A 25,571-nucleotide genomic window follows, 5' to 3' on the forward strand; every position below is an offset into this window, starting at 1 on the left:
TGGCCCCAAGTTTTTGTGTCTTTCTAAAGCCCACCATATCAGTGGACGATAGCCTCGATACATCAGGGGCGATTCATGACGCGCGCATTCAAACTGGCATTGTTGTTCTCGGCGGCGGTTTCCTCTCTGGCCGCCGCCGAGGACGCCCCGCAGGCGGCGACGTCGCCCAACGCGGTCGTCGGCGCGTCGGACGTCATCATCGTCACCGCCCGCCGCCGCCAGGAAACCGCGCAGCAGGTGCCGCTGGCCATTTCGGTCATCCGCGGCGATTCGATCGAGGCCACCGGCAATTTCAACGTCGTGAAGCTGCAGCAACTGGCCCCGACGCTGCAGGTTTATACGTCGAACCCGCGCAACACTTCGGTCAACATCCGCGGGCTCGGCGTGCCGTTCGGCCTGACCAGCGACGGGTTCGAGCAGGGCGTCGGCATCTATGTCGACGACGTGTATAATTCGCGCGTCGCCGCCGCGACATTCGACTTTCTCGATGTCGAGCAGGTCGAGGTGCTGCGCGGGCCGCAGGGCACGCTTTATGGCAAGAACACGACCGCCGGCGCGATCAACATCACCACCAACCAGCCGACGTTCGATTTCGAAGGCCATGCCGAAATCACCGCCGGCAATCTCGATTACAAACAGGGCAAGGCGGCGATTTCCGGCCCGCTGTCGGACACCATCGCCGTGCGCCTCGCCGTCGCCACCACCAGCCGTCGCGGGACGCTCTACAACACGCGGACTCAGCGCTACCTCAACGAACAGGACAATCTCGGTCTGCGCGGCACATTGCTGTTCAAACCAAGCGACGATCTCAGCATCACGCTGTCGGGCGATTATTCGAAACAGGACCCTTATGGCTTCGGCACCGCATTCGTCCGGGTCGGGACGACCCAGCGCGCGCTCAGCCGTCAGTATGACGCGCTCGTCGCGGCGATCAACGCCGCCACACCCGGGCGCAATTACGCCGTCCCCAGCCGCAACGTGTACGACCGTCTGACCGATATCGACGCCACGCTTCAGGCCGGTAACAAGATCGGCGGCGCGTCGTTGAAGGTGAAGTGGAATGTGGGCCCCGGCACCCTGACCTCGGTGTCCGCGTGGCGATTCTGGGACTGGAAACCGCAGAACGACCGCGATTTCACCGGTCTGTCGATCGTTTCGAAATCGCAAAATCCGTCACAGCAGAACCAGTACAGCCAGGAATTCCGCTATAATTATGAGGGTCCAAAGGTCGACGCGGTAATCGGCCTGTTCGGTTTCAAGCAGCGCATCGATACCCAAGGGGTCGAGCAACAGGGTGCCGATGCCAGCCGCTGGAGCCTGTCCGGCGCGCAGGCGACCGATGCCTCGATCCTCAACGGCCTGACCGCGACCAACACCCAATATCTCAAGAGCGACAGCGCCGCGCTCTATGGCCAAGTCAGTTACAAACTGACCGACGCCTTGACGATTCAGCCCAGCATCCGCGTCAACTACGACAAGAAACAGGGCTATTATAATCGCGTCGTGACCACCGGTGCGGGCACGGTGATCAGTTGCACGCCCGCCCCCGCCGCAGGCACGACGCTGGCGGCGCAATGCGGCGTGTACCAGCCGCAAAGTACCTCGCCATCGGTCAGCGACTGGAACTTCAGCTACGACTTCAACGTGAATTACAAATTCGCACGCGATGTCCTCGGCTACGCGACCTATGCGAAGAGCTTCAAGACCGTCGGCATCAACCAGAACGGCCTGCCGCTGACCGCCGCCAACGTCCCCGATCTGTCGGCCAGCACAGTCAAGCCGGAGTCGGTCAACCACTTCGAAATCGGCCTCAAGACGCAATTTTGGGACCGCAAGGCGACCTTCAACCTCACCGCATTTCACACCAGCATCAGGGATTTCCAGGCAACGGTGAATGGCGGCCAGTTCGGCACGGTGCGCGGCTACCTCGCCAATGCCGAGAAGGTCGTGTCGCAGGGGATCGAGGCCGACTTCAAGATCCGCACCAGCGAACGCTTCACCGCTTATGCCAATGGCGCTTACACCGATGCCAAATACAAGAAGTTCACCAGCGCGCCGTGCCCGCCCGAATTGTCCGGCGGCACGCTGCAGGCGGCGGGCACGACCCCCGATTATTCGCAAGCCGGTGTCCCCGGGGCGCTTAGCCCACGACAATGCGACATTTCGGGACAGGCGCTGCCCGGCGTCTCCAAATGGGCGTTCAGCTATGGCGCGGAAGTGAATGCGCCGGTCACGGTGCTGGCAAAGCAGGGTCAAATCTATCTCGGTGTCGACGGCAATTATCGTTCGCACTGGAATTCTAACGCGTCCCCGTCGATCTATACCGATGTGAAGGGCTACGCGCTGACCAACTTCCGCGCCGGTTTCCGTGGCGACGGATTCGATGTGTTCGGCTGGGTCCGCAACGCCTTTGACGTCAACTATATCGAATTGTTGCAGGTCGCCCCGGGCAATGTCGGGCTGATCGCCGGCACGCCGGGCGACGAGCGCACGTTCGGTGGGACGATCAAGTTCAGTTTCTGACCGGTTAGCGCGCCGCTAACCACACCGGATGGGACGGCTTTAACCGCATCTTAGCGCCTGTCGTGCGACCAGACCTGCGACCGAACACGGAGCAGGCATTACATGCGCGTACTCGCAATGGCATCGCAAAAGGGCGGATCGGGCAAGACGACCCTGTCCGGCCATATCGCGGTGCAGGCCCAGCTGGCGGGGGCCGGCCCCGTCGTGCTGATCGATATCGACCCGCAGGGATCGCTCGCCGATTGGTGGAACGAGCGTGAGGCGGAATTGCCCGCGTTCGCGCAGACGACCGTCGCGCGCCTCGCCTCGGACCTCGAAATGCTGCGCCAACAGGGCTTCAAGCTGGCCGTCATCGACACCCCGCCCGCCATCACCATGGCGATCCAGAGCGTCATCACCGTCGCCGAACTGATCGTCATCCCGACGCGTCCCAGCCCGCATGATCTGCGCGCCGTCGGTGCGACGGTCGATCTGTGCGACCGCGCCGGCAAGCCTTTGCTGTTCGTCGTCAATGGCGCGACGCCCAAGGCCAAGATCACCTTCGAAGCCGCCATCGCGCTGTCGCAGCACGGCACGGTTGCGCCGGTGACGATCCACCACCGTACCGATTTCGCCGCATCGATGATCGACGGCCGCACGGTGATGGAGGTCGATCCGCGCAGCAAATCGGCGGCCGAAGTCACTGAATTGTGGAGCTACATCTCCGACCGCCTCGAAAAGAATTTCCGCCGCACCGTATTCGCCGCCCCCGGCATGGGCCAGGGTGCGATGCCGGCAATGGCTGCGCGTGCCGCGCCGGGTGGCTTTGGCCGCCGGGTGGTGGGCCAGTGAGCGGCGTCGCCATGAACGAACCCAAACCCTTTGCCTCGTTGTCCTCCGGGCTCCTCGCCCGCAAGGGTCAGGCCAAGCCCGCGATGCGGCCCCAGGGCTTTGGCACGTTCGGCGCGCAGTCGACGGGGTTCGACGATCTCGGCTGGAACGACATGGGTCACGATCGCGGCGCCCCGCAGGTCGGGCTGACGCCGATGGATGCGGATCCGGTCGAAGCCGAAATCGTGCCGTTGCACGCCGAGCTGGCACCTGAAACCGCCGAGCCCTTCGAGCCGGTGGTGTTCCAGCAGCGTGAAGAGATCGAGCGTAGCTATGAGGCCGCGCCGATCGACGAAACGCCGGTCGAGGATGTGGAACCCGCCGCGCCGATTCTGATGACCAAGCGCAAGGCGACGCCGCTGTTCGCGCCTGCACCGGTGGCCGAAGCCGAGCCGGCACCCGCCATCGCGCCAGTTGCCGTGTCCGTCGCCATCCAGCCCTCCGCGCCGATCTTCCGCGCGCCTGCGGGCAGCAAAGCGCGCGCCGCCTTCACGCTGCGGCTCGATCAGGATCGTCATCTGAAACTGCGCCTCGCCGCGGCGGTCGCGCATCGTTCGGCTCAGGCGCTGGTGATCGAAGCGCTCGATGCCTTTCTCGCCAACACTCCGGCGGTGGCGGGCATCACGCCCGGTTCCGCTAATTAGGACGACAGACATGACGCCTCATCGCTTCGCCCGCCTTGCCGCCACGACCTTGTCGCTCACCGCGCTCGCTTTCGGCATCACCGCTGCAAAAGCGCCGAGCGCCGCGCAGATCGAAAAACTGCTCGCCAAGGGAGACACCGCCGACGCGGTCACCGCCGCCGAAGCCAGTGTCGCGGCTACGCCCAACGCCGCGGCCAACCGCGCGCAGCTCGGACGGGTTTATCTCGAGGCAGGTCGTTTTTCTTCCGCCGAAGCGGCGTTTGCCGATGTGCTGGCAATCGACCCCAGCGACGGCGCCAGCGCGCTGAAACTCGCTCTGGTCAAGGTTGCGCTGGGCAAGGGACCAGCCGCCCGAAGTGTGCTCGAAGCCAATCGCGACCGTCTCGGCGGCGCGGATTACGGCCTCGCCGTGGCGCTGTCGGGCGATACCGATGCGGGCGTCCAGATCCTCGAAGCCGTCACCCGCGCGCCGGGCGCGGATGCCAAGGCGCGTCAGAATCTCGCGCTGGCTTATGCGCTGCAGGGCAAATGGCTCAATGCGCGCGTCATGGCGGTGCAGGATCTGTCCCCCGCCGACGCCGATGCGCGCATCGTTCAGTGGATGAATTTCGTCCGTCCCACCGCCGCGCACGATCAGGTCGCGACGTTGCTCGGCGTGACGCCCGCAGCGGTCGATACCGGCCAGCCGATGGCGCTGGCCTTTGCGCACAACGCCGCGCCCGTGGCGCTGGCCGAAGTCAGCAAACCGGTCGAAGTCGCTCCGGCGCCCGAAGCCGAGCCCGCGCCAGTTGCCCTTGCCATGGTCACGCCACCGCCGACGCCATTGATCGTGGATACGCCGAGCGCCGCGCCGACCACCGCGCAACTCACCGCCGCTTTCGCCGAAACGCGCAAGGTGACGTTCGCGCCGAACCGCGAAGTGGCACAGGTCATTCCCGCCACGGTCTTCGTGCCGCAGCGTCCCCTGGTCCTCGCCGCCAAGCCCAAGCCCTTCGTTCCCGCGATCCGTGCCGCGTCGGGCGGACGCTACGTCGTCCAGCTGGGCGCGTTCGGCAGCGAGGGTCAGGCCGAACATGCCTGGCGTCGCAGCAGCGCTCGCCTCGGCGTCGCCGGCTACACCCCGTCGAGCGCGCGCATCCGCGTCCGCAACGTCAATTTCGTCCGCTTGTCGGTCGGTGGCTTTCCGACGCGCACCCCTGCGGTCAATTTATGTGAGCGCGTGCGACACGCGGGCGGCATGTGCTTCGTGCGCACGACGGCGGGTGACCAGATCGCCGCGTGGTTCCGCCCCGGCAATCCGCAGCGCTACGCCAGCCGTTAGGAAATAGTCCGTCCGCCCTTGATGGTGCGGACGGCACGGCCCTGCACCGGCAGCCCCTGAAACGGCGTATTCCCCGCCGACGATGCGAATTTCGCGCCGTCGACGATCCAGAATGCGTTCGGATCGGCCAGGCACAGATCGGCGGGCGCGCCCGCGCCGAGACGCCCTGCATCAATTCCCAGGAGCCGCGCCGGATTGATGCTGGTCAGTTCGGTGAGGCGGGCGATGTCGACCACCCCTTCGCGCACCAGCCCTAGCCCCAGCGTCAGTAGCAATTCCGCACCGCTCGCGCCCGGATCGGCGTCGGCGAAGGGCAGCCGCTTGGCCTCTGCCCCGCGCGGATCGTGCCCCGAACACAAAATGTCGATCGTCCCGTCGGACAGCGCCGCGAGGCACGCCCGCCGGTCGTCTTCGCACCGCAGCGGCGGAGACAGCCGCGCAAAGGTGCGGAAATCGCTCAGCGCAATTTCTGACAACAGCAGATGCGCGGGGGTGATGCCGCACGTCACCGGCAGTCCGCGTGCTTTCGCCTCGCGGATCAAGTCGAAGCCGCGCATTGTGGTCACCTGATCGAAATGCAGCGCCGCGCCGGTTTCCTCGACCAGCAACAGGTCGCGCGCGATCGCCAGCGCCTCGGCGATCGCCGGCGCGGCATGCAGTCCGTGGCGTGTCGCGGTTTCCCCCGCCGTCGCCACCGCACCACCGGTCAGACCGGCATCCTCGGCATGGACGATGACCGTCAGCCCGAGGGTCGAGGCATATTGCAGCACGCGGCGCATCACCCCCGAATCCGCAATCCAGCGCCGCCCCGTCGCCACCGCTTTCGCCCCCGCACGCGCCATCAGCGCATATTCGGCGAGTTCGCGCCCTTCGAGATTCTTGGTGGCGGCGGCCAGTGGATGGACCCATAGGGAAGGCTTGGCGGCAAGCGCGGCGCGCTGAACCAGCCCCGGATCGTCGAGCGGTAGCCGCCCGTCGGGCATAGGCGCCACCCGCGTAATTCCGCCAGCGGCGCAAGCCGCGATCTCGACCGCCTGCGCGCCGATGTCGATCAATCCGGGAAGGAGGACCAGCCCCTTCGCATCGATCACTTCGGCATCGGCGGGAATCTCGAACCCGCCGGTTGCGGCAATGCGGTCGCCGTCGATCAGCAGATCGCCCGGCCGATCGATCAGCGTGCCACCCAAAATCGCGATGCGCATCGGAGCCTGATGGGTCACCGGCGCCCCCGCGTCAGCACGTCGAGGCACGCCATGCGCACCGCCACGCCCATTTCGACCTGTTCGGCGATGGTCGAGCGATCCCTGTCGTCGGCTAGCCCCGACGTGATCTCAACCCCCCGATTCATCGGGCCCGGGTGCATCACGAGCGCACCCGGTTTGGCCCGCTCGAGCCGCTTCGGCGTCAGACCCCACAGCGCATGGAATTCGCGCAAGCTCGGGATATATCCCGCCGCCATCCGCTCGGTCTGCAGCCGCAACATCATCACCGCGTCGCAACCGTCGAGCCCGGCATCCATGTCGGTGAACGCCGTCACGCCCATCCGCTCGATTCCCGCGGGCATCAAGGTCGGTGGGGCAATCACGCGCACTTCGGCGGCGAGTGCCGTGAGCGCGAGAATGTTGGAGCGCGCCACGCGGCTGTGCATGATGTCGCCGCAAATCGCGATGCGCTTGTTGGCGATGTCGCCCAGCCGCCGCCGGATCGTCAGTGCGTCGAGCAAAGCCTGGGTCGGGTGTTCGTGGCTGCCGTCGCCCGCATTCAACACCGGGCAATCGACCTTGTCGGCGATCAGCGCCACCGCCCCCGAACTGCCGTGCCGGATGACGATCACATCCGCGCGCATCGCGTTCAGCGTGATTGCGGTGTCGATCAGCGTTTCGCCCTTTTTCACGCTCGATTGTGCGGCATGCATGTTGACGACGTCGGCACCCAGCCGTTTGCCGGCGATCTCGAAGCTCAACAGCGTCCGCGTCGAATTCTCGAAAAACGCGTTGATCTGCGTCAGGCCCGCCAGCCGTGCGTCCCGGCCATGCGCACGATTATGCTCGACCCAGCGGTCCGCCTCGTCGAGCAGAAACAGGATTTCATGCGGCTGGAGCTGCGCGATCCCGAGCAGGTCGCGGTGCGGGAATTCCGGCGGCGTCACTAAAGAACGTGCGTTACGACGGAGACCGCCGACGCGCAAGGATCAGTGCGGCGCGCCGAACTTGCTGTACACCGCGACGCTCGCCGCCACCGGATCGAGCCGCACCCACAATGCCACCGCCAGCGCGGCGACGATCAGCAGCAGCGCCGCCGTCAGCGCGGTCTGGCGTGACACGATCGGCGCCAGCGGCCACGCGATGGTCGCGGCGAGGACCAGCGGCAATGCGGCGATCATCGGCATCCCCGGCCCGACGGCCTGCATCAGTAGAAATCCAATGGCGAGGAGGTGGCCGATGCCGATCGCCGCGAGGACCACAGCTATGCTGTCGGCAAGCACGCCGCGCTCCGACAGCAAGGCAACCACGCCACCGATCAGCAACGGCACAGTGATCAGGAACGCCGCGGTCGGCGCGAGTCCCTGTGCCACGGCCGCGAGCAGCAACAGCGGCACCGCCGCCCCCGTCCACCCTGCCGGGTCGAGCCGGTGCCGCATCAGCAATGCGCGGACCAGCCCGATCGACGCGATGCACGCCAGCAACGCCTGCACCTGCAATCGCGGGATCGCCGCGAGGCGGTCGTAGTAATTGACCGGCCCGTCAGCCCCCGAAACCAGATTGATCGCGTAAAGCAGGACCCCCGCGACGATCGGCAGCAACAGCGTCACGGCAATGCCGCGCACCCCGTCGCGCCACGTCCCGGCCCCCCGCGCGGCAAAGCCCCAGGCAAGCGCGGCCGCGCCCAGCAACACCCACCCGAACACCGGCGGATAATGCACCACGAACAGCCCGAAAATATCGAAGAACACACGGTCGATCTTGGCGACCGGATCGACCGGCGCGGCAGCCAGCGCGCGCGTCAGGTCGAGCACCTGCCCGCCCATGTCCTGCAAGGCGCCCTGATCGAGATTGTCGGGCGTCGCCAGCGGCGAATGGTACAGTCCGGGCCGACCAACAAAGGCGAAGTTATAGCCGTAATGGCCCGCCGCCTTGGCCGGCGTGAAGTCGGTCGAGTTGGGTAGCTTCTTGTAAACGAACACGCTCAGCGACGTGCCCACCGGCCGCCGCACCGCACCCGCGAACAGCCGCACCGCCGCATCATTGCCGTCGCCGGTTTCAAACATCGATGCGCGCCCGCCGCCGCCACGTGTCTCCAGATTGACGATCGGGCCGATATGCGCGCGCAACGGATCGCCCGCAAAGAACATCTTCGCCCCGCTCAGCCCCAGTTCCTCGCCATCGGTCAGCAACACGATCACGTCGCGCCGCTGCGGGCCGGAAGCCTTCAGCGCGCGGACCGTCTCCAGGATCGACACGACCCCCGCGCTGTCGTCCGCCGCGCCGGGAGAACCCCACACGGTGTCGTGATGCGCCATCAGCAGGACTGCGGGCAGTGTGGGATCGGTCCCCGGCAACCGCGCGATGATGTTGGTCAGCGGCACCGTCGCGGTCGATCCCGACCAGGTGGCCAGCCGCTCGGCGGACTTGGCATCCATCGAACCCTGCGCCGTCGATACCTCCAAGCCGATGGCGCGTAACCGCGTCGTCAGCACATCGCGCACATGCGCATCCTCGGCGCTGCCGGTCGGATGCGGGGCGCGGGCGATGGCGCGAACATCGGCCATCGCACGCACGGCCGAAAATTCGGTGGCGGGTGTATCGCTCCCGCGCGGCCCCGGCGGCGTCGTCGCAAAGATCGCCAACAACACCGCGCCCAACAGCGCCAGAACCAGCCGCATTTGCCTCTCCCCTTATTCCGGCAACATGACGCGGCACGGCGGCGAGCGCCAGTCCCGCTCGACGAACCTTCTAGGCTCGCGATGAGCGCAAGAGCGCCACCGCATTAGGAGACCGTTTTGTACCTCAGCGCGTCGACCAGCAGGGAGAATGCAGCCGAAGGCTGGCGGCGGCTGGGATAGTAAAGGTGGTAACCGGCAAAGGGCGGACACCAGTCATCCAGAACGCGGACCAATCGCCCGTCGGCGAGTTCCGTCGCGACCTGGTTTTCCATGACGAAGGCCAGCCCGAAACCAGCCAGTGCCGCGCGCGCGATCAATTCGATATTGTCGAAGGCCAGTTGCCCATCGACGCGCACGCGCAGTTCGCGCCCGTCGCGTTCCAACTCCCAGGCATAAAGACCACCCGCGCTCAGCAATCGCATATTGATGCAGTTATGCCCGGCCAGGTCTTGCGGCGTGCGCGGCACCGGATGGTCTTCGAAATAGCCTGGCGATCCCACCACCGCCATTCGCAGATCGGGGCCGACGCGCACGGCGATCATATCTTTCGCTATGGCCTCGCCCAGCCTGACACCGGCATCGAACCGCTGGGCGGCAATATCCGTGAACGCGGAATCGATACTCAACTCGACATGAATTTCGGGATAGGCGGGCAACAATCTTTTCAACGCCGGCCAGACGATCGTGTCGGTCGCATGCTTGGATGCGGTCAGGCGGATATTGCCCGCCGGTCGCTCGCGCAATTCACCGGTGGCCGCGATGGCCTGGCGGATTTCGTCGAAATGCGGACCAACCGTGTCCAGCAATCGCTCACCCGCCTCGGTCGTGCCGACGCTGCGGGTCGTCCGGGTCAGCAACCGCACCCCGATTGCCGCCTCAAGCCGCCGCATCGTGTGGCTCAGAGCGGACGGCGAAACACCCAGCAAAGCCGCCGCGCGCTTGAAACTGCCCTCACGGGCAACCGTCACGAACGCGACGAGATCACCAATCGGTTCCCGCGCCATTCATGAATCTCCCTCAACGATGCATGCGCATTATGACGGCTAATCAATGAAGATGGCAGCGCCTAATTGATGTTCATGACGCAGCAACCCCAAAAGACCCGCTCGCCGTTCGGCGACATCGCCCCCACCCTCAGTGCGATCACCGCCGACGTTTTGTTCGGAGAGGTTTGGGAACGCCCCGAACTTTCCAAACGCGACCGCAGCCTGGTGACGGTGGCGTCGCTGGTGGCGCTCTACCGGGTCAACGAATTGCCGTTCCATATGAAGCGCGCGGTCGAGAATGGCGTGGCCCGCGAAGAATTGGTGGAGGCGATTACCCACCTCGCATTTTATTCGGGCTGGCCGACCGCCAGCACCGCCATCGGCATCGCCCGCACCGTGTTCAAGGACTTGGACGATGCCACCGCCGTGGAAGGAAACGATAATGCAACAGCGTGAATTGGGCCGCAGCGGCCTTCGGGTATCGGCGATCGGCCTCGGCTGCATGGGCATGAGCTGGTCCTATGGTCCGGCGGGCGACAAGCACGAGATGATCGCGCTGATCCGCGCGGCGGTCGAGCGCGGCGTGACCTTTTTCGACACCGCCGAAGTCTATGGGCCGTTGCTCAACGAAGAACTCGTCGGCGAAGCGCTTGAGCCCTTTCGCGGTAACGTCGTCATTGCCACCAAGTTCGGCTTCGCGCCCGGTGAGGGCGACACCAACCGCTGGAACACGCTGAACAGCCGCCCAGAGCACATCCGCGAGGCGGTCGAAGGCTCGCTGAAGCGTTTGCGCGTGGACTCCATCGACTTGCTCTATCAGCATCGCGTCGATCCGAACGTGCCGATCGAGGACGTCGCCGGTGCGGTCAAAACCCTGGTCGACGAAGGCAAGGTCAAGCATTTCGGCATGTCCGAAGCCGGCGTCGAGACCTTGCGCCGGGCCCATGCCGTGCAGCCCGTCGCCGCGTTGCAAAGCGAATATTCGCTGTGGTGGCGTGAGCCCGAACGCGAAATCCTGCCGACGTGCAAGGAACTGGGCATCGGCTTCGTGCCGTTCAGCCCGCTGGGCAAAGGCTTTCTCACAGGCAAGATCGACGCCTCGACCACATTTGCCCGCGACGATTTTCGCAGTGTCGTGCCGCGCTTTTCCGCCAATGCGCGCAGCACCAACCAGCAGCTGGTCGATCGCGTCGTAACGCTGGCCGGGCGAAAGGGTGTCACCCCCGCGCGGATCGCCCTCGCCTGGCTGTTGGCGCAATCCGACTGGATCGTACCGATCCCGGGGACCACGAAATTGCATCGCCTGGAGGAAAATATCGGCGCGGCGGACGTTGATCTGACGGCGGCCGACTTGGCCGATATCGAACAGGAACTGGCCGGAGTCGACGTGGTCGGCGAACGCTATCCGGCGGCGCTCGAGGCGATGACGGGTCGTTGAGCGTCACGGTCAGTTAGAAATGTAAAGCGATCGAGGAATTAAAAATGCGCGCTACCATCATGCACCGCTCGCACGACGTGCGGATCGAGAACGTCGCGGACGCGGCGATCAAATTCCCCACCGACGCCGTCATTCGCGTCACGCGGGCCTGCATCTGCGGCAGCGACTTGTGGCCCTATAATGACGGACCCACGCCGGGCGGCCAGCCGATGGGCCATGAAGCGATCGGGATCGTCGAGGACGTCGGCAGCGAAGTGCGCACCCTCAAACGCGGTCAGCTCGTCGTCATGCCGTTCGCTTATTCCGACGGCAGTTGTCAGTTCTGTGACGAAGGGTTGAACACCTCATGTGTCCAGGGTGGCTTTTTCGGCTCACCCGATGTCGGCGGGGCGCAAGCCGAGGCGCTGCGCATCCCGTACGCCGACGGCACGCTCTACCCGCTGAACGTCGGGCCGGACGACGCTTTGATGCCATCGTTGCTGACGCTGTCCGACGTGATGGGGACGGGTCATCATGCAGCCGTCGTGGCGCGCGTTTCGGCGGGCAAGCGCGTGGCAGTGGTCGGTGACGGCGCCGTCGGCCTGTGTGGTGTCATCGCGGCGAAGCGGCTGGGTGCCGAACAGATCATCATGCTTGGTCGGCATGCCGACCGGATCGTGTTGGCGCGCGCGTTCGGCGCGACGGACATCGTCAGCGAACGCGGCGACGAAGGCATCGCCCGCGTCCGCGACATGACCGGCGGATTTGGCGTCCATTCGGTCCTGGAATGCGTGGGCAGCGAAGGCGCCATGACCACCGCATTGGGCATTGTCCGCCCGGGTGGCGCAATCGGCCGCGTGGGGGTGCCGCACTATGACGGGATCGCCGCCAAACAGACCTTCTTCGACAATATCGTCATTGGCGGCGGCCCAGCACCAGTGCGTGCGTATATCGACGAGTTGCTGCCGGATGTGCTCGAAGGCCATATCGAGCCGGGTCGGGTGTTCGACCGCACCGTGGATCTCGATGGCGTACCCGACGGCTATCGCGCCATGAACGACCGCGAGGCCATCAAGGTCATGGTTCGCCCGTAAGACGAACGGACTGCAGGGCGAACCAGCGCCCTGCAGTCAAACGTCCGTTTACTGCCGCGACCCGCGCAGCGTTCCCAGTACGGCCATCGCCGCGACGCCGAGCAGTGCGAAGCTCGCAAACGGGCGCGCCTTGGCAAAGCTTTTGGCCTTTTCGGTCAACGGCGCGTCACCCGCGAAATGCGTACGGATGTCGTCGGTCAGCGCCGTTTTGGCATTATGGACTTCGGCGGTCGTGGTATCGATGTCGGCCATTGGGGTTCTCCGTTTCGGATAGCCCAACGCCGAACCTCGCTTACTGATCCAGGAAGCTGCGCATTTTCCGGCTGCGGCTCGGATGCTTCAACTTACGCAGCGCCTTCGCCTCGATCTGGCGAATACGCTCGCGCGTCACGCTGAACTGCTGGCCGACTTCTTCCAGCGTATGATCGGTATTCATGCCGATGCCGAAGCGCATGCGCAGCACGCGTTCCTCACGCGGCGTCAGCGACGCGAGCACGCGCGTGACGGTTTCCTTGAGGTTCGCCTGGATCGCCGCGTCGACCGGGATCACCGCGTTCTTGTCCTCGATGAAATCGCCCAGATGCGAATCTTCCTCGTCGCCGATCGGCGTTTCGAGCGAGATCGGCTCCTTGGCGATCTTCATCACCTTGCGGACCTTTTCGAGCGGCATCGACAAGCGCTCGGCCATTTCTTCCGGCGTCGGCTCGCGACCGCTTTCGTGGAGGAACTGGCGGCTGGTGCGGACCAGCTTGTTGATCGTCTCGATCATGTGCACCGGGATGCGGATGGTGCGCGCCTGATCGGCGATCGAGCGCGTGATCGCCTGGCGAATCCACCACGTCGCATAGGTCGAGAATTTGTAACCGCGGCGGTACTCGAACTTGTCGACCGCCTTCATCAGCCCGATATTGCCCTCTTGGATCAGATCCAGGAATTGCAGTCCGCGATTGGTGTATTTCTTGGCGATGGAGATGACGAGGCGCAAATTGGCTTCGACCATTTCCTTCTTGGCGATGCGCGCCTCGCGCTCGGCCTTTTGCACCGTGTTGACGATGCGGCGGAACTCGGCGAGCGCCATGCCCGTCGCGGTCGCGATTTCGGACAGCTCGTTACGGATCCGATCGGCGGCCTCGCGCTCATTGGCGACGAACGCCGCCCACTTCTTGTCGATCTTGGCCACCGAATCGACGAAACCTTCGTCGAGCTCGTGATCCATATACGCGTCGAGGAAGGCCTTGCGCGGCACCTTGTGGCGTTCAGCCAGCCGCAGCATCTGGCCGCCCAATGCGGTGAGGCGGCGGTTGTACGAATAGAGCTGATCGACTAGCGATTCGATCTTCGCCTGGTGGAACTGAACGCTTTCGACTTCGGCGGTCAGTTCCTCACGGAGCTTCTGGTATTTCTTCTCTTCGGACGCCGCAAAATCCTGGCCGCTCGACACGGCGGTGACGCGCGCCTGCTGGACCTTGGAGAATTTCTTGTAGACCGCCGTGATCGCCGCGAATTTTTCGAGCGCGGCGGGCTTCAGCGTCTCTTCCATCTGCGCGAGGGAGAGCGTGTTGTCCTCATCCTCGTCGTCGACGACCGCTTGCGCGCGATGTTCGGTCAGCGCCGATTCGTCATGCTCGTCGTCCGACGTCGATGCCTCTTCCTGAACGTCCTCTTCTTCCTTGAACGTCGCGCCGGCATTCTTGGCGCTGATCTCGCCATCGCCCTCGGCATCGTCGGTCAGCGATTCGGGCGCCGGATCCTTGTTGAGCATCGCGTCGAGATCGATGATCTCGCGCAGCTGCATCGTGCCTTCGTTGAGCGCGGTCGACCAGCCGATGATCGCTTCGAACGTGATCGGGCTTTCGCACAGCCCCAGGATCATCGTGTCGCGACCGGCCTCGATGCGCTTGGCGATGGCGATTTCGCCTTCGCGGCTGAGCAGTTCGACCGCGCCCATTTCGCGCAAATACATGCGGACGGGATCGTCGGTGCGGTCGGTGGTCTTGGTGACTTTTTCGGCGACATTGCCGCCATCGGCACCATCTTCGCCATCGACGGCGGGGATATCTTCTTCGGGTTCGGCATCCTCGCCGTCTTCGCCCGCTTCGTCGTTCTCGACGACGTTGACGCCCATTTCGTTGAGCGCGGACATGACGTCCTCGATCTGCTCGCTGGACATCTGGTCCTGCGGCAGCGCGGCATTCAGCTGGTCATAGGTGATGTACCCGCGCTTCTTGGCACGGGCGAGCATCTTTTTGATATCGGCATCGTTGAGGTCGATCAGCGGGGCATCGCCCGACTTGTCTTCGGCCTCGTTCGCCTCTGCCGTGTTCGCTTTTGCCATGCGTCGTCTAAATCCCGTCGTCTTGTCCGAGCAGCAGGCGCATCTGCTGTTCGTTATCGTGTTTCGCGCGGAGCAGCCGCAGCTGTTCCTCAAAGCAATCCTCACCGCCGCCCATGCCGACCCGGTCGGTCGCCGCCTGCAACGCCTGATCGATTTCAGGTCGCGCGGCCACCGCCTCGATCGTCATGGCCAGATCGCGTCGTGCCGCTTCCTCGGGCGTTGAACGCTTGAGGAAGGAGAATGCCATTCCCCGTCGCCCGTTCATCGCACGCAATTCCGCCAACATGTCCGTGAGGCCAGCAGAGGCGCATATAGGGTCTAGTTGCGCCGAATCAACGAGGTCGCCGTCATAGGCGGCGTCGACCAGCGTAGCGCGTAGCGCGTCGAGCCGCTGATCGCCGAGCCGAAGCATGCCCAATGTTTCCGCGCAGGCCATGACGATCGACGGGTGCCGCACCAATCCGGCCATGATCGGGCGCTCGTAGACCGGCTCGATCCCGCGCCCGTAAATGGCCTGGGCAGAGGGAGAGGCGGGGCCGGCAACGGGTTTGCCTTTCCCGGCAAATTGCCCACGCGGGACGAACTCGCGGCGGGCGAAGAAGCGTTCGTCGAAACGCTCCTTCAACTGTCGTTGGTAATGGCGCCGTACTTCGGGATCGCCGATCGTGTCGACCAAGGCGTCAAGACGCTGCTTCAGACCGGCGCGCGCTTCGGGTGTCGCCAAGGAGGTGGCGGCCTGTTCACTCGTCCATAACCGGTCGATCATCGCCTCGGCGGCGGCAATGACCGGCTCAAACGCCGCGGCGCCACCCGCGCGGACGAGGTCGTCGGGATCCTGTCCCGGGGGGAGAGTAGCGAAGGCCAGGCTGCAGCCGGGGCGCAGGATCGGCAACGCGCGATACGCCGCGCGTGATGCGGCCTTCTGCCCCGCGCTATCGCCGTCGAAGCACACCACGGGCACGTCGATCAGGCTCCACAGCCGTTCGATCTGGTGCTCGGTCAGCGCGGTGCCGTTGGGCGCAACGACCTCCTCGATGCCCGCCCCGGCCAGCGCGATGGCATCCATATAACCTTCGACGACGATCAGCCGCCCCGCTTTGCGTGAGGCACCAGCTGCCTTGTCGAGGTTCCACAGCGTCCGCCCCTTGTCGAACAGCGGCGTGTCCGGGGAGTTAAGGTACTTCGGCTCGCCGGCTCCCAAAATGCGCCCGCCGAAGGCGATCGTCCGTCCGCGCGGGTCGCGAATCGGGATCATCAGGCGGCCACGGAAGCGGTCGTACGGTTCCTTGTCATCGACTGCGATCAGCAGCCCGCATTCGACCAGCATCGGATCGCCGAATTTGGTCAGCGCCGAGCGCAGCCGTCCCCGGCTGTCGGGCGCGAGACCGATGCCGAATTTCGCGGCCAGTTCGGGCGAGATGTTGCGCGTTTTGAGGTAGGCGCGCGCCTCACCGCCTTCGACGCCGTTCAGCTGTTCGATGAACCACGCTTCCGCCGCCGCCATCGCGTCATGCAGCCCCGCGGCGCGCTCCTGGCGCTGCGCCTCGCGCGGGTCGGGCGCGGGAAGATCCATGCTCGCCGCATTGGCCAATTCCTTGACCGCATCCATGAACGGCAAGCCGCGCTGATCGGTCAGCCAGCGGATCGCATCGCCATGCGCCGAACAGCCGAAGCAGTGATAGAAACCCTTGGAATCATTGACGTAAAAGCTCGGTGTCTTTTCGTCATGGAACGGGCAGCAGGCGCGCCACTCGCGTCCGGCGCGCTGCAATTTGACGGTTTTGCCGACCAGCGCCGACAGCAGGGTGCGGGTGCGAAGTTCGTCGAGAAAGGCGGGAGACAGGCTCATGGGCGAGCATGTCCCTCGACTGCGCTCGGGACGAACGGACTCTGTAGTTCCCTGCTCCCCTCTCCGTTTATCCCGAGCGAAGTCGAGGGACGCTCTTTCGGCGGGCGGGCGTAATGCGAAACGCGCGCCCAATCGCCGCGTATCAGCCCTTCCTTCTTTGCTCGCGACCACGGCTTGATCCGCCGCTCAACCTCAAGCGCCTCGTATCTCGTCTGAAAATACTCGTTCCACACCAACTCGACCGGTCTCCGTCTGCTTGTGAAATCGGAGAACCCGCCTGTCCGATGCTCGGCGATTCGACGATCCAGATTGTCGGTGTGGCCGGTATAATATCGACCATCGGCGCAGCGCAGAATGTAGCACCAAAAGGCCAACGATAGCTCCTGCCGGCGTCCCTCGACTTCGCTCGGGACAAACGGATGAGGGTTAAGCCCGGCGCCGAATCCGAAGCTGGGTCAATCGCAAACTATGCCGTCCGTGCCGAGCTAAGTCGAGGCACCCTCCGCGAGTTTTACGCCAGCGCCGCCTTCACCGCGGCACTGGCCTTCGACATGTCGAGCTGCGAGCCGTGGCGTTCCTTGAGCAGCGCCATGACGCGGCCCATGTCCTTGACCGACGCCGCGCCCGTCTCAACCTTGATCGCCTCGATCGCGGCGCGGGTTTCTTCCTCGCTCAGCACTTGTGGCAGGAAATCCTCGATCACCGCGACTTCGGCCGCTTCGACATCGGCCAGTTCCTGGCGCCCGCCCTTCACGTACATGTCGATCGATTCGCGGCGCTGCTTGACCATTTTCTGGAGCACTTCGACGATCATCGTGTCGTCGTCCGCGGGCGCCTTGCCCGTGCGTGCCTCGATGTCGCGGTTCTTGATGGCGGACAGCATCAGGCGCACCGCGCCCAATCGCGCCTTGTCGCCCGCCTTCATCGCCGCGATCTGCGCGGCCTGGATTGTATCTCTGATCATCCCGCGCCCCTAGCCGAGCATGCGCCACGAAAAAAGGCCGCCGCCCGGATGGGGCGACGGCCTGATTTCAAATCAACCTGGCAAAGACGCTTAGAAGCCCATCTGGACGGTCAGCGACACGGTGCGCGGCGCGGTGATCGCGAACGTCGGGTTGGCACCGCCCGGAACCGAGGTCACGCCGCCGGTCACGCGACCCAGCGCATTGCTGGTCGTCGCGATCTGGCTGCTGATCGACCCGAGATATTGCTGGTCGAACAGGTTGACGACGTTGAGCTGGATAAAGCTCTTGGCCAGACCGAACTGCTTCAGGCTGAAGCGGGCATCGGCACTGAAGGTGTCGTAAGCGGGCACCTTCACGTCGTTAATGTCGGTCGCGAAGCGCGAGCTGACATGCTTGTAGTTGCCGCCGATGCTGAGCGCGCCAAACCTGACCTGCGCACGATAGCCATATTGCCAGGTCGGCGTTTCGACGAGCTTGCGACCCGCCGTCAGTGCGACGATCGGCTGGCCTGCGACAGTCGCACCGTTCACACCAACCACCGACGTGCCGAGCCGGATATTATCCTTCAGCTTGGCATCGATGTACGACCCGAAGCCGTTGAACGAGAACCACTTGAACGGGCGCACGTTCGCGGTGACTTCAAGACCCTTGATCTCGACGCGCCCGACGTTGCGGTCGACGCTGATACCCTGGTCCTGATCGAACGAGGTCACGATGCGGTTCTTGAAGCTGTTGTAGAACCCACCCAGCGAGCCCTGGAACATCGACGACGAATAACGCAGGCCGACATCGAAGTTGTTGGTCGTTTCCGGCCGCACACCGACGAACGGTGCGCGGTAGAGGTTGTCGGTACGCGGCGACGAGAAGCCCTGTGCGAAGCTGGCATAGGCGCTGATCTGGTCATTGGCGCGGTAGGTAAAGCCGACGTTCGGCAGGAACCGGCGATAATTATACGTCGCGGCGAACGGCGCATAAACCGGCGTGCCGACGATGCCCGACGTGGGCGCAACATAATTGTTGGGAACGATATAGGTCGTGCCCGCCGCTGCGGTCGTGCCAAGTGTCTGGCTGGTGCAGGTCGGGTTGCCGCTGGTCACTTGCGTGTAGCAATATTGGTTCAACTCGCGGTGGAAGAACGGCAGACGTCCACCAAGCATGACCTCGAGCTTGTCCTCGAAGAACTTGCCGCGATATTCCGCCGAAATCTGGTTCAGTTCGGCGAGCGAACGGCGATCGCGCTGACGCAGGGCATAACCGTCGGCATTATAGACGCGAATGCCCGGGTTGTTGATCCCGCCAAAGACGTTGAGCGGGAAACCCGACGCGTCGAGATAGGTCCACTCACCGGTCTGGCGATGCCGCGCATAGTCGAGCGCGTAAGCCAGGCGAACATACTGACCATCGGCAATATCGTAACGCAGCGAAGCGAGGACGCCGTAACGATACGTGTTCGTCGTATTGGGCGTATAGAATGCGGATTGATCGGGCACGAAGTTCGTTCGCGTCGCGTTCGGTGCAGCCGGAACGAAAACGCCGCCTACGACGCTACCGAAATTACCGATCGTACCGTCGCGGTTGAAATCGACACCCGCCGTCGGGTCCGCGGCGAACTTGTTGCCGCGCGCGAGCGCAGAGTTCTCGGCCAAAGTCGAGAAACCGCCGCCGTTCGCCAACACATACTGGAAGCTCGGATCGACGGTCAGAACCAGCTTGTCGCTGAGCGTGAACTTCGAATTGATGCGAATGTTGCCCGTGTCCCCGGGATTAATGCGCACGCCGTAAAAGTTGGTGCAGCTCTGGTCGACCGGACCGGGGATCGACGTCACACCGGTTTGCGGAAAACCGGCCTCGTTGTCAGGCGTCGCCGCGTTGGGCGTGGGTCGCAAACAGCGCGCGTTCTGTTCGTAATTGAATTTGCCGTTGTCCTGGAAATCGGCCTTGGCCTGGTCCAGCGTCAGATTCTTGTAAAACGCGTTGCGGTTGCGGTTGAAATGGCCGGCGATCGAGATGAAGTCGGTGCCCGACAGCGGCTGGTACACTCGAATGTTGTACTGCTGCTTTTCAAGGCGCCCCGGCCCCTTGAACTTGTTGTTCGTCGCGTACGAAACGGAACCGAACATCTTCGTGCCGAACGACGTGAACTCACCCGATTGCAGCATGCCGAACACGCGCATGCGCGCATTTTCGCCGATCGTGCCGTTGAGGATCGCGCCGATCTCGTCCGAAGGAACGATGGTGCGGTAATTGATCGTGCCGCCCGACGATGCCGCCGTCGGCGAATCGACGTCGGTCGTGCCCTGGTTGACGTTAACCTGATCGATGATTTCCTCGTCCAGCGTCTGGTTCGAGAAGATCGCATAGTTGCCGCTATCGTTGAGCGGCATACCGTCCCAGGTCAGCGAAACGCGATTGCCGTCGAAGCCGCGGATGCGGACGTTGCCGCCCGACGAGCCGTAAGCGTCGTTGTCGGTGAAGTTGACCGAAGGCACGACGTTGATCGCGTTGATGATCGACTGGCCCGGCGCCTGGGTGGTCAGATATTCGTTGGTCAGGACCGTCTGCGCCTTGGGCGTATTGGGCTGAACGACGCCCTGAATGCCCTGCGAGCGCGAACCGGTGACGACGATCGTTTCCGCGTCGATCGTGCCCGACGACTGCGCGAAGGCGACGCCCGGAATGGCGAGCGCGACGAGCGCCACGCCGGTAAACAGCTGATTCTTCATGTGCCCAAACCCCTAGTTTTTTAAATTCGTCCGGCGACTCGAAACGCCCCGTGCCGGTCCCCTGATGACCGTATGTTTCATTGGCGTGACGGCATCAACCGGAGGGGTGGAGAGTCGCCAACTTGGCCATGCTGCGTTGCAAAAAGGTCACTTAAATCAGGCTGCGCGCCCGATACCAATCGGCGGTGCGGGCGAGACCGATCGCCGTGGGGGTCCGCGGCATCCACAGGGCTGTGGGTGGCCGCAACGCGGGATCGATGGTCCAGTCGGGGTGCGCGAGGTAACCGGCGCGGTCGGCAGTCAGCTTGGCGGCTTTCCCCCGCACCGCCTCGTCGGCCCGCGCCGCGAGTCGCAGCAGCCATGCGGGCGCGTGGAAGCTCGTGATCCCCCGCCGTCCCAGCGCGGCGGCGAGCGCCTCGGCGAACGCCGCGTGCGTCCAGCCGCCTTCGCGTCCGTCATCGGCCTCGACCAGCGCGGGTGCAATGTCCGCTTCGGCCAACGCCACGATGAGTTCGGCCATATCCCCGGCATAAATCCACGATCCGCGCCCGCGCGGCGGCAACAGCGCAAGCCCGCGCCCGGCCATGCGAAACAGGTCCAACGTCTCGGTATCGCCGGGCCCGAAAATCCCGGGCGGACGGACGATGCGGACGTCGAGCCCGCTTGCCGCCGCGACCTGTTCGCCCGCCAGTTTCGATGCACCGTACATCGACAGCTGCGGCTGGCGCGCCGTCAGTGACGAGACGTGGACGAAGCGCGTCACACCCGCGGCTTTCGCCGCCTCGATCACCGCGACAGTGCCCGCGCGATTACCCCGGTCGAAACCCGCTGCATCGGGCGCGCTGACTACACCCGCGACATGGATCACCGCATCGGCGCCGTGACACATCCGCGCCAGCGCGGTGTAATCCTCCAGCGATCCCGGGATCCATTCGACGCCATCGCGAGGCGGCTGCGAACGCCGTGTCAGCGCCCTGATCCGGTGACCATGTTCGAGCGTCGCCTCAAGCACATGGTTCCCTAAAAACCCGGTGCCGCCGGTCAGCGCGACGATCACAGCAACGCCATGTGACTGCGATGCACCAGTGCGGCGCGGGGGGCGTGGCCGAGCAGTGCCTCATGCTCGTCCGATCGCCGTCCGAGCAGGCGTCGCATGTCCCCCGCATCATATTCGGCGAGCCCGCGCGCCACGGCCCCGTCCGGCCCGGCGATGCGGATCAAGTCGCCGCGCGCGAAGGCGCCGTCGATCCGCAGCGCGCCCGCCGCCAGCAGACTGCCGCCCCTGGCCAAAGCCGCCGCCGCCCCGGCATCGATATGGATCGTCCCGGCTTCGACCGTCCCGCCCGCCAGCCAGGCTTTACGCGCCGACGCTGTGGTCTCCGGTGCAAACAAGGTGTGACGGCCATGCAACGGCCGTTCGGACCGCCCCGATGCAATTGCCAGAGGAATGCCCGCGCGCGCCGCGATTCGCGCCGCCGCCAGTTTGGACGCCATGCCGCCAGAGCCCATGCCCGAGCTCGAGCCGCTGCTCGCCATCGCTTCGGTCGCCGCATCGACCTGCTCGACGCGCGGCAGATGTACGGCACCGACCTCGGACGGATCGCGGTCGTACAGCCCGTCGACATCGGACAGCAGGACAATGCCATTGGCTTCCGCCGCCTGCGCCACGCGCGCGGCCAGCCGGTCATTGTCGCCGAAGCGGATTTCCTCGGTCGCGACGGTATCGTTTTCGTTGACCACCGGCACCACGCCGAGGCTCAACAGCCGCGCCAGAGTCGCCGCCGCGTTGAGGTAGCGGCGCCGGTCCTCGAGGTCGCCGGGCGTGACGAGAATCTGTGCCGCCGTCAGTCCTTCGGCGCCGAGCACTTCGGCCCAGACGCGGCTCAATTCGATCTGCCCGACCGCCGCCGCCGCCTGCGCATCCTCGAGACTGGCACGCCCGCCTTTGGCGAGTTTCAGCCGCCGCGCGCCCAGTGCGATCGCCCCCGACGAGACGATAACGACACGCTGCCCGTCGCGCTGCCGCCCGGCGATTTCAGCCGCCAATTCGGCCAGCCAGTCGCGCCGCACGCACCCGTCCGCTTCGACCAACAGCGCCGAGCCGATCTTGACGACCAGCCGCGCGCAACCGGAAGGCGCGAAGAGGTTCACGACAGCCCCTGCACCAACCCATCGGCATCGAGCCGGATATGCTCGGCCGCGGGGACACGCGGCAAGCCGGGCATGGTCTGCACCTCGCCGCAAATCGCCACCACGAACCCCGCGCCCGCCGCCAGTCGCACTTCGCGGACATCGACGACATGGCCGGTCGGCGCGCCGAGCACGGCCGGATCGGTCGAGAAGCTGTATGGCGTCTTGGCGATGCACACCGGCAGCGCGCCATGCCCCGCCGCCTCCCACCGCGCGAGTTGGGCGTGGATATGCGGCTCGGCGACCGCGCGTTCGGCGCGATAGATGCGCGTCGCGACCGCCTCGATCTTGGCGAACAGGCTCAAATCGTCATCGTAGAGCGGCGCGAATTGCGACGGTGCCTCGGCAAGTTCGGCAATCGCGTGCGCCAGTTCTTCCGCCCCGGCACCACCCTCGGCCCAGTGGCGGCAGGAGATCGCGCGGACGCCGTGCGCTTCCGCCGCCTCGGCAATCACGACGAATTCGGCGTCACTGTCCCCGGCGAAATGATTGACCGCGACGACCACCGGCACGCCGAACTGGCGGACGTTTTCGATGTGACGGACGAGGTTGACGACGCCCCTCTTCACCGCCGCGACATTTTCGCCAGCCAGATCGGCCTTGGCGACACCACCGTTCATCTTGAGCGCGCGGACGGTGGCGACGATCACGGCAGCGGCAGGCGTCAGGCCCGCCTGACGGCATTTGATGTCGAAGAATTTTTCCGCGCCCAGATCGGCACCGAAGCCGGCCTCGGTCACGACATAATCGGCGAGCTTCAGCCCCGCACGCGTCGCGATCACCGAATTGCAGCCATGCGCGATATTGGCGAACGGGCCGCCGTGAATCAGCGCCGGATTGCCCTCCAGCGTCTGAACCAGATTGGGTTTGATCGCGTCCTTGAGCAGCGCCGCCATCGCGCCATCGGCCTTGAGGTCGCGCGCCGTCACCGGTCTGCGGTCGCGCGTATAGCCGACCACGATCCGTGCCAGCCGCGCTTCCAGATCCTCGACATCGCTGGCGAGGCAGAGGATCGCCATGACCTCCGACGCCACGGTGATATCGAACCCGCTCTCACGCGGAAAGCCGTTGGTGACGCCGCCCAGCGACTGCACGATCCCGCGCAACGCCCGGTCGTTCATGTCGAGCGCGCGCCGCCAGACGATGCGACGCACATCGAGGCCCAGCGCATTGCCCCAGTGGATGTGATTGTCGACCATCGCCGCGAGCAGATTGTGCGCCGCTGTGATCGCATGGAAATCGCCGGTGAAATGAAGGTTGATGTCCTCCATCGGGATGACCTGCGCGTGACCCCCGCCGGTCGCGCCACCCTTGATGCCGAAGCACGGCCCCAGCGACGGTTCGCGCAGGCACAGCATCGTCCGCTTGCCGATGCGGTTGAGCGCGTCCGCCAGCCCGACCGACGTCGTCGTCTTGCCCTCCCCCGCCGGCGTCGGGTTGACCGCGGTGACCAGGATCAGCTTGCCATCGGGCGCGTCGGGGATGGCCGACAAATCCAGCTTGGCCTTGCCGCGCCCATAGGGTTCGACCGCCTCGGGCGGAATGCCCGCGCGCGCCGCCACGTCCATGATCGGCAGCGGCGTGACGCTGCGCGCGATGTCCAGATCGGAGCTTAGACCGGTGACCATTCGACCACGTCCTCGCCCTCATCGTCTACCGGGACGCCCGCACCTTTACCCGCCTGCGCGGTGAGGCGATCCAGCACCCAGTCGATGCCGGTGCCGCCCGCGCCCGAAATCGGCACGACGTCGGCACCGCTGGCCTCGGCCAGTTCGGCGGACAGCGCCTCGATCAGTTCATCGTCGAGCATGTCGATCTTGTTGAGCGCGACGACCACCGGCTTGTCGACCAAGCCCGCGCCATAGGCCTCGAGCTCGTCGCGCACGATGCGATAGCTTTCACCGACGTCCTCGTCGTTGGCGTCGACCAGATGCAGCAGCACGCGGCACCGCTCGATATGGCCGAGGAACCGGTCGCCGATCCCCGCGCCGTCGGCGGCACCTTCGATCAGGCCGGGGATGTCGGCGATGACGAATTCCTGGCCATGATGGCTGACCACGCCCAGCTGTGGGCGGGTGGTGGTGAAGGCGTAGGCGCCGACCTTGGCCTGTGCATTGGTCACCGCGTTGATGAAGGTCGATTTGCCCGCATTGGGCAGCCCGACCAGCCCGATATCGGCGAGCAGCTTCAGCCGCAGCCAGACCCATTTTTCTTCGCCGGGCCAGCCGGTGCCATGCTGGCGCGGGGCGCGGTTGGTCGAGGTCTTGTAGCTGGCATTGCCGCGCCCGCCATCGCCGCCGCGCAGGAACACGCGCTCTTCGCCCTCCTTGGTGAAGTCGGCAAGGACATGCTCCTTGTCTTCGCTCAGCACCTGAGTCCCGACCGGCACGTCGATGATCAGGTCGTTGCCGCCCGCGCCGGTCATGTTCGACCCCGCCCCGCCCTTGCCGCGCGGCGCACGGAAATGCTGGGTGTAGCGAAAGTCGATCAGCGTATTGAGCCCGTGGACGGCGCGGAGAATAATGTCCCCGCCCTTGCCGCCATTGCCGCCGTCCGGGCCGCCATATTCGACGAACTTTTCGCGCCGAAAGGCGACGGCGCCGGGGCCGCCAGCGCCGGAGGAGACGTAGATTTTGGCTTGGTCGAGAAAGTGCATGGCGAAAGCCCCTAGCGACTTAGCGCAGCTAAGTCACAGAGGGCTTCGCGCGTCCGGCCTCGCACTGCGAGGTGCGACGACGCGGCTTTGCCGCGGCGGACCCATCTCGAACAGG

General features: G+C 65.0%; 21 protein-coding genes. 7 read left to right on the top strand and 14 right to left on the bottom strand.

What is annotated here, in order from left to right; translation table 11 throughout:
* Positions 1–75 precede the first annotated feature (75 nt).
* The 4 genes from ACM9ME_RS09065 to ACM9ME_RS09080 all read left to right on the top strand — a co-directional run bounded on the left by ACM9ME_RS09065 (position 76) and on the right by ACM9ME_RS09080 (position 5,358).
* On the top strand, positions 76–2,523 hold the full coding sequence (locus ACM9ME_RS09065; protein ID WP_415643140.1) for a TonB-dependent receptor: 2,448 nt from the start codon (positions 76–78) through the stop codon (positions 2,521–2,523).
* A 102-nt stretch (positions 2,524–2,625) separates the two neighbouring features.
* Entirely contained in the window at positions 2,626–3,354 is a 729-nt protein-coding gene (locus ACM9ME_RS09070; RefSeq protein WP_415643141.1) for an AAA family ATPase, read from the top strand.
* Positions 3,355–3,365: 11 nt separating this feature from the next.
* Entirely contained in the window at positions 3,366–4,037 is a 672-nt protein-coding gene (locus ACM9ME_RS09075; RefSeq protein ID WP_415643142.1) for a hypothetical protein, read from the top strand.
* A gap of 10 nt (positions 4,038–4,047) precedes the next feature.
* Positions 4,048–5,358, top strand: coding sequence for an SPOR domain-containing protein (locus tag ACM9ME_RS09080; protein ID WP_415643143.1), 1,311 nt, complete (start codon positions 4,048–4,050; stop codon positions 5,356–5,358).
* Here the strand turns inward: ACM9ME_RS09080 and ACM9ME_RS09085 are convergent.
* From ACM9ME_RS09085 to ACM9ME_RS09100, 4 genes are all read right to left on the bottom strand, one after another.
* Positions 5,355–6,560, bottom strand: coding sequence for a dihydroorotase (locus tag ACM9ME_RS09085; protein ID WP_415643225.1), 1,206 nt, complete (start codon positions 6,558–6,560; stop codon positions 5,355–5,357). The two genes, ACM9ME_RS09080 and ACM9ME_RS09085, sit on opposite strands and share 4 nt — an antisense overlap.
* A 14-nt stretch (positions 6,561–6,574) precedes the next feature.
* On the bottom strand, positions 6,575–7,507 hold the full coding sequence (locus tag ACM9ME_RS09090) for an aspartate carbamoyltransferase catalytic subunit (RefSeq protein WP_415643144.1): 933 nt from the start codon (positions 7,505–7,507) through the stop codon (positions 6,575–6,577).
* A 42-nt stretch (positions 7,508–7,549) separates the two neighbouring features.
* Entirely contained in the window at positions 7,550–9,241 is a 1,692-nt protein-coding gene (locus ACM9ME_RS09095) for a M20/M25/M40 family metallo-hydrolase (RefSeq protein WP_415643145.1), read from the bottom strand.
* A gap of 104 nt (positions 9,242–9,345) precedes the next feature.
* Positions 9,346–10,245, bottom strand: a complete 900-nt coding sequence (locus ACM9ME_RS09100; RefSeq protein ID WP_415643146.1) for a LysR family transcriptional regulator — start codon at positions 10,243–10,245, stop codon at positions 9,346–9,348.
* 69 nt (positions 10,246–10,314) lie between these two features.
* On the opposite strand from ACM9ME_RS09100, the gene ACM9ME_RS09105 reads away from it, so the two are divergent.
* Genes ACM9ME_RS09105 through ACM9ME_RS09115 form a run of 3 tightly spaced genes read left to right on the top strand, consistent with a single transcriptional unit; the run spans position 10,315 to position 12,738 of the window.
* On the top strand, positions 10,315–10,683 hold the full coding sequence (locus ACM9ME_RS09105; protein ID WP_415643226.1) for a carboxymuconolactone decarboxylase family protein: 369 nt from the start codon (positions 10,315–10,317) through the stop codon (positions 10,681–10,683).
* On the top strand, positions 10,670–11,665 hold the full coding sequence (locus ACM9ME_RS09110) for an aldo/keto reductase (RefSeq protein WP_415643147.1): 996 nt from the start codon (positions 10,670–10,672) through the stop codon (positions 11,663–11,665). The genes ACM9ME_RS09105 and ACM9ME_RS09110 overlap by 14 nt, the downstream gene beginning before the upstream one ends.
* Positions 11,666–11,709: 44 nt before the next feature.
* Positions 11,710–12,738 carry a zinc-dependent alcohol dehydrogenase family protein gene (locus ACM9ME_RS09115; RefSeq protein ID WP_415643148.1) on the top strand — a complete coding sequence of 343 codons (1,029 nt, stop codon included), beginning with the start codon at positions 11,710–11,712 and terminating at the stop codon, positions 12,736–12,738.
* A 48-nt stretch (positions 12,739–12,786) separates the two neighbouring features.
* Here the strand turns inward: ACM9ME_RS09115 and ACM9ME_RS09120 are convergent, their stop codons facing one another.
* From ACM9ME_RS09120 to obgE, 10 genes are all read right to left on the bottom strand, one after another.
* A complete protein-coding gene (locus tag ACM9ME_RS09120; RefSeq protein WP_415643149.1) occupies positions 12,787–12,990 on the bottom strand; it encodes a hypothetical protein in 204 nt (67 codons plus the stop codon).
* Positions 12,991–13,030: 40 nt separating this feature from the next.
* On the bottom strand, positions 13,031–15,073 hold the full coding sequence (rpoD, locus tag ACM9ME_RS09125; protein WP_415643150.1) for an RNA polymerase sigma factor RpoD: 2,043 nt from the start codon (positions 15,071–15,073) through the stop codon (positions 13,031–13,033).
* A gap of 7 nt (positions 15,074–15,080) precedes the next feature.
* Positions 15,081–16,922, bottom strand: coding sequence for a DNA primase (dnaG, locus tag ACM9ME_RS09130; RefSeq protein ID WP_415643151.1), 1,842 nt, complete (start codon positions 16,920–16,922; stop codon positions 15,081–15,083).
* A complete protein-coding gene (locus ACM9ME_RS09135; protein WP_415643152.1) occupies positions 16,919–17,296 on the bottom strand; it encodes a GIY-YIG nuclease family protein in 378 nt (125 codons plus the stop codon). The genes dnaG and ACM9ME_RS09135 overlap by 4 nt, the downstream gene beginning before the upstream one ends.
* 137 nt (positions 17,297–17,433) lie before the next feature.
* A complete protein-coding gene (locus ACM9ME_RS09140; protein ID WP_415643153.1) occupies positions 17,434–17,886 on the bottom strand; it encodes a GatB/YqeY domain-containing protein in 453 nt (150 codons plus the stop codon).
* Between the two features lie 90 nt (positions 17,887–17,976).
* A complete protein-coding gene (locus tag ACM9ME_RS09145; RefSeq protein WP_415643154.1) occupies positions 17,977–20,610 on the bottom strand; it encodes a TonB-dependent receptor in 2,634 nt (877 codons plus the stop codon).
* A 151-nt stretch (positions 20,611–20,761) separates the two neighbouring features.
* Complete coding sequence (locus ACM9ME_RS09150) at positions 20,762–21,667, bottom strand: NAD-dependent epimerase/dehydratase family protein (protein ID WP_415643155.1); 906 nt, start codon at positions 21,665–21,667, stop codon at positions 20,762–20,764.
* Positions 21,664–22,761: a glutamate 5-kinase gene (proB, locus tag ACM9ME_RS09155; protein WP_415643156.1), complete on the bottom strand. Its 1,098-nt coding sequence runs from the start codon at positions 22,759–22,761 to the stop codon at positions 21,664–21,666. Before proB ends, ACM9ME_RS09150 begins: the two co-directional genes overlap by 4 nt.
* A complete protein-coding gene (locus ACM9ME_RS09160; protein ID WP_415643157.1) occupies positions 22,758–24,428 on the bottom strand; it encodes a formate--tetrahydrofolate ligase in 1,671 nt (556 codons plus the stop codon). Before ACM9ME_RS09160 ends, proB begins: the two co-directional genes overlap by 4 nt.
* A complete protein-coding gene (obgE, locus tag ACM9ME_RS09165) occupies positions 24,413–25,456 on the bottom strand; it encodes a GTPase ObgE (protein WP_415643158.1) in 1,044 nt (347 codons plus the stop codon). The genes ACM9ME_RS09160 and obgE overlap by 16 nt, the downstream gene beginning before the upstream one ends.
* Between the last annotated feature and the right edge of the window lie 115 nt (positions 25,457–25,571).

Source organism: Sphingomonas antarctica, from assembly GCF_965137005.1.
In the GTDB taxonomy this organism is placed as follows: Bacteria; Pseudomonadota; Alphaproteobacteria; order Sphingomonadales; family Sphingomonadaceae; genus Sphingomonas_O; species Sphingomonas_O antarctica.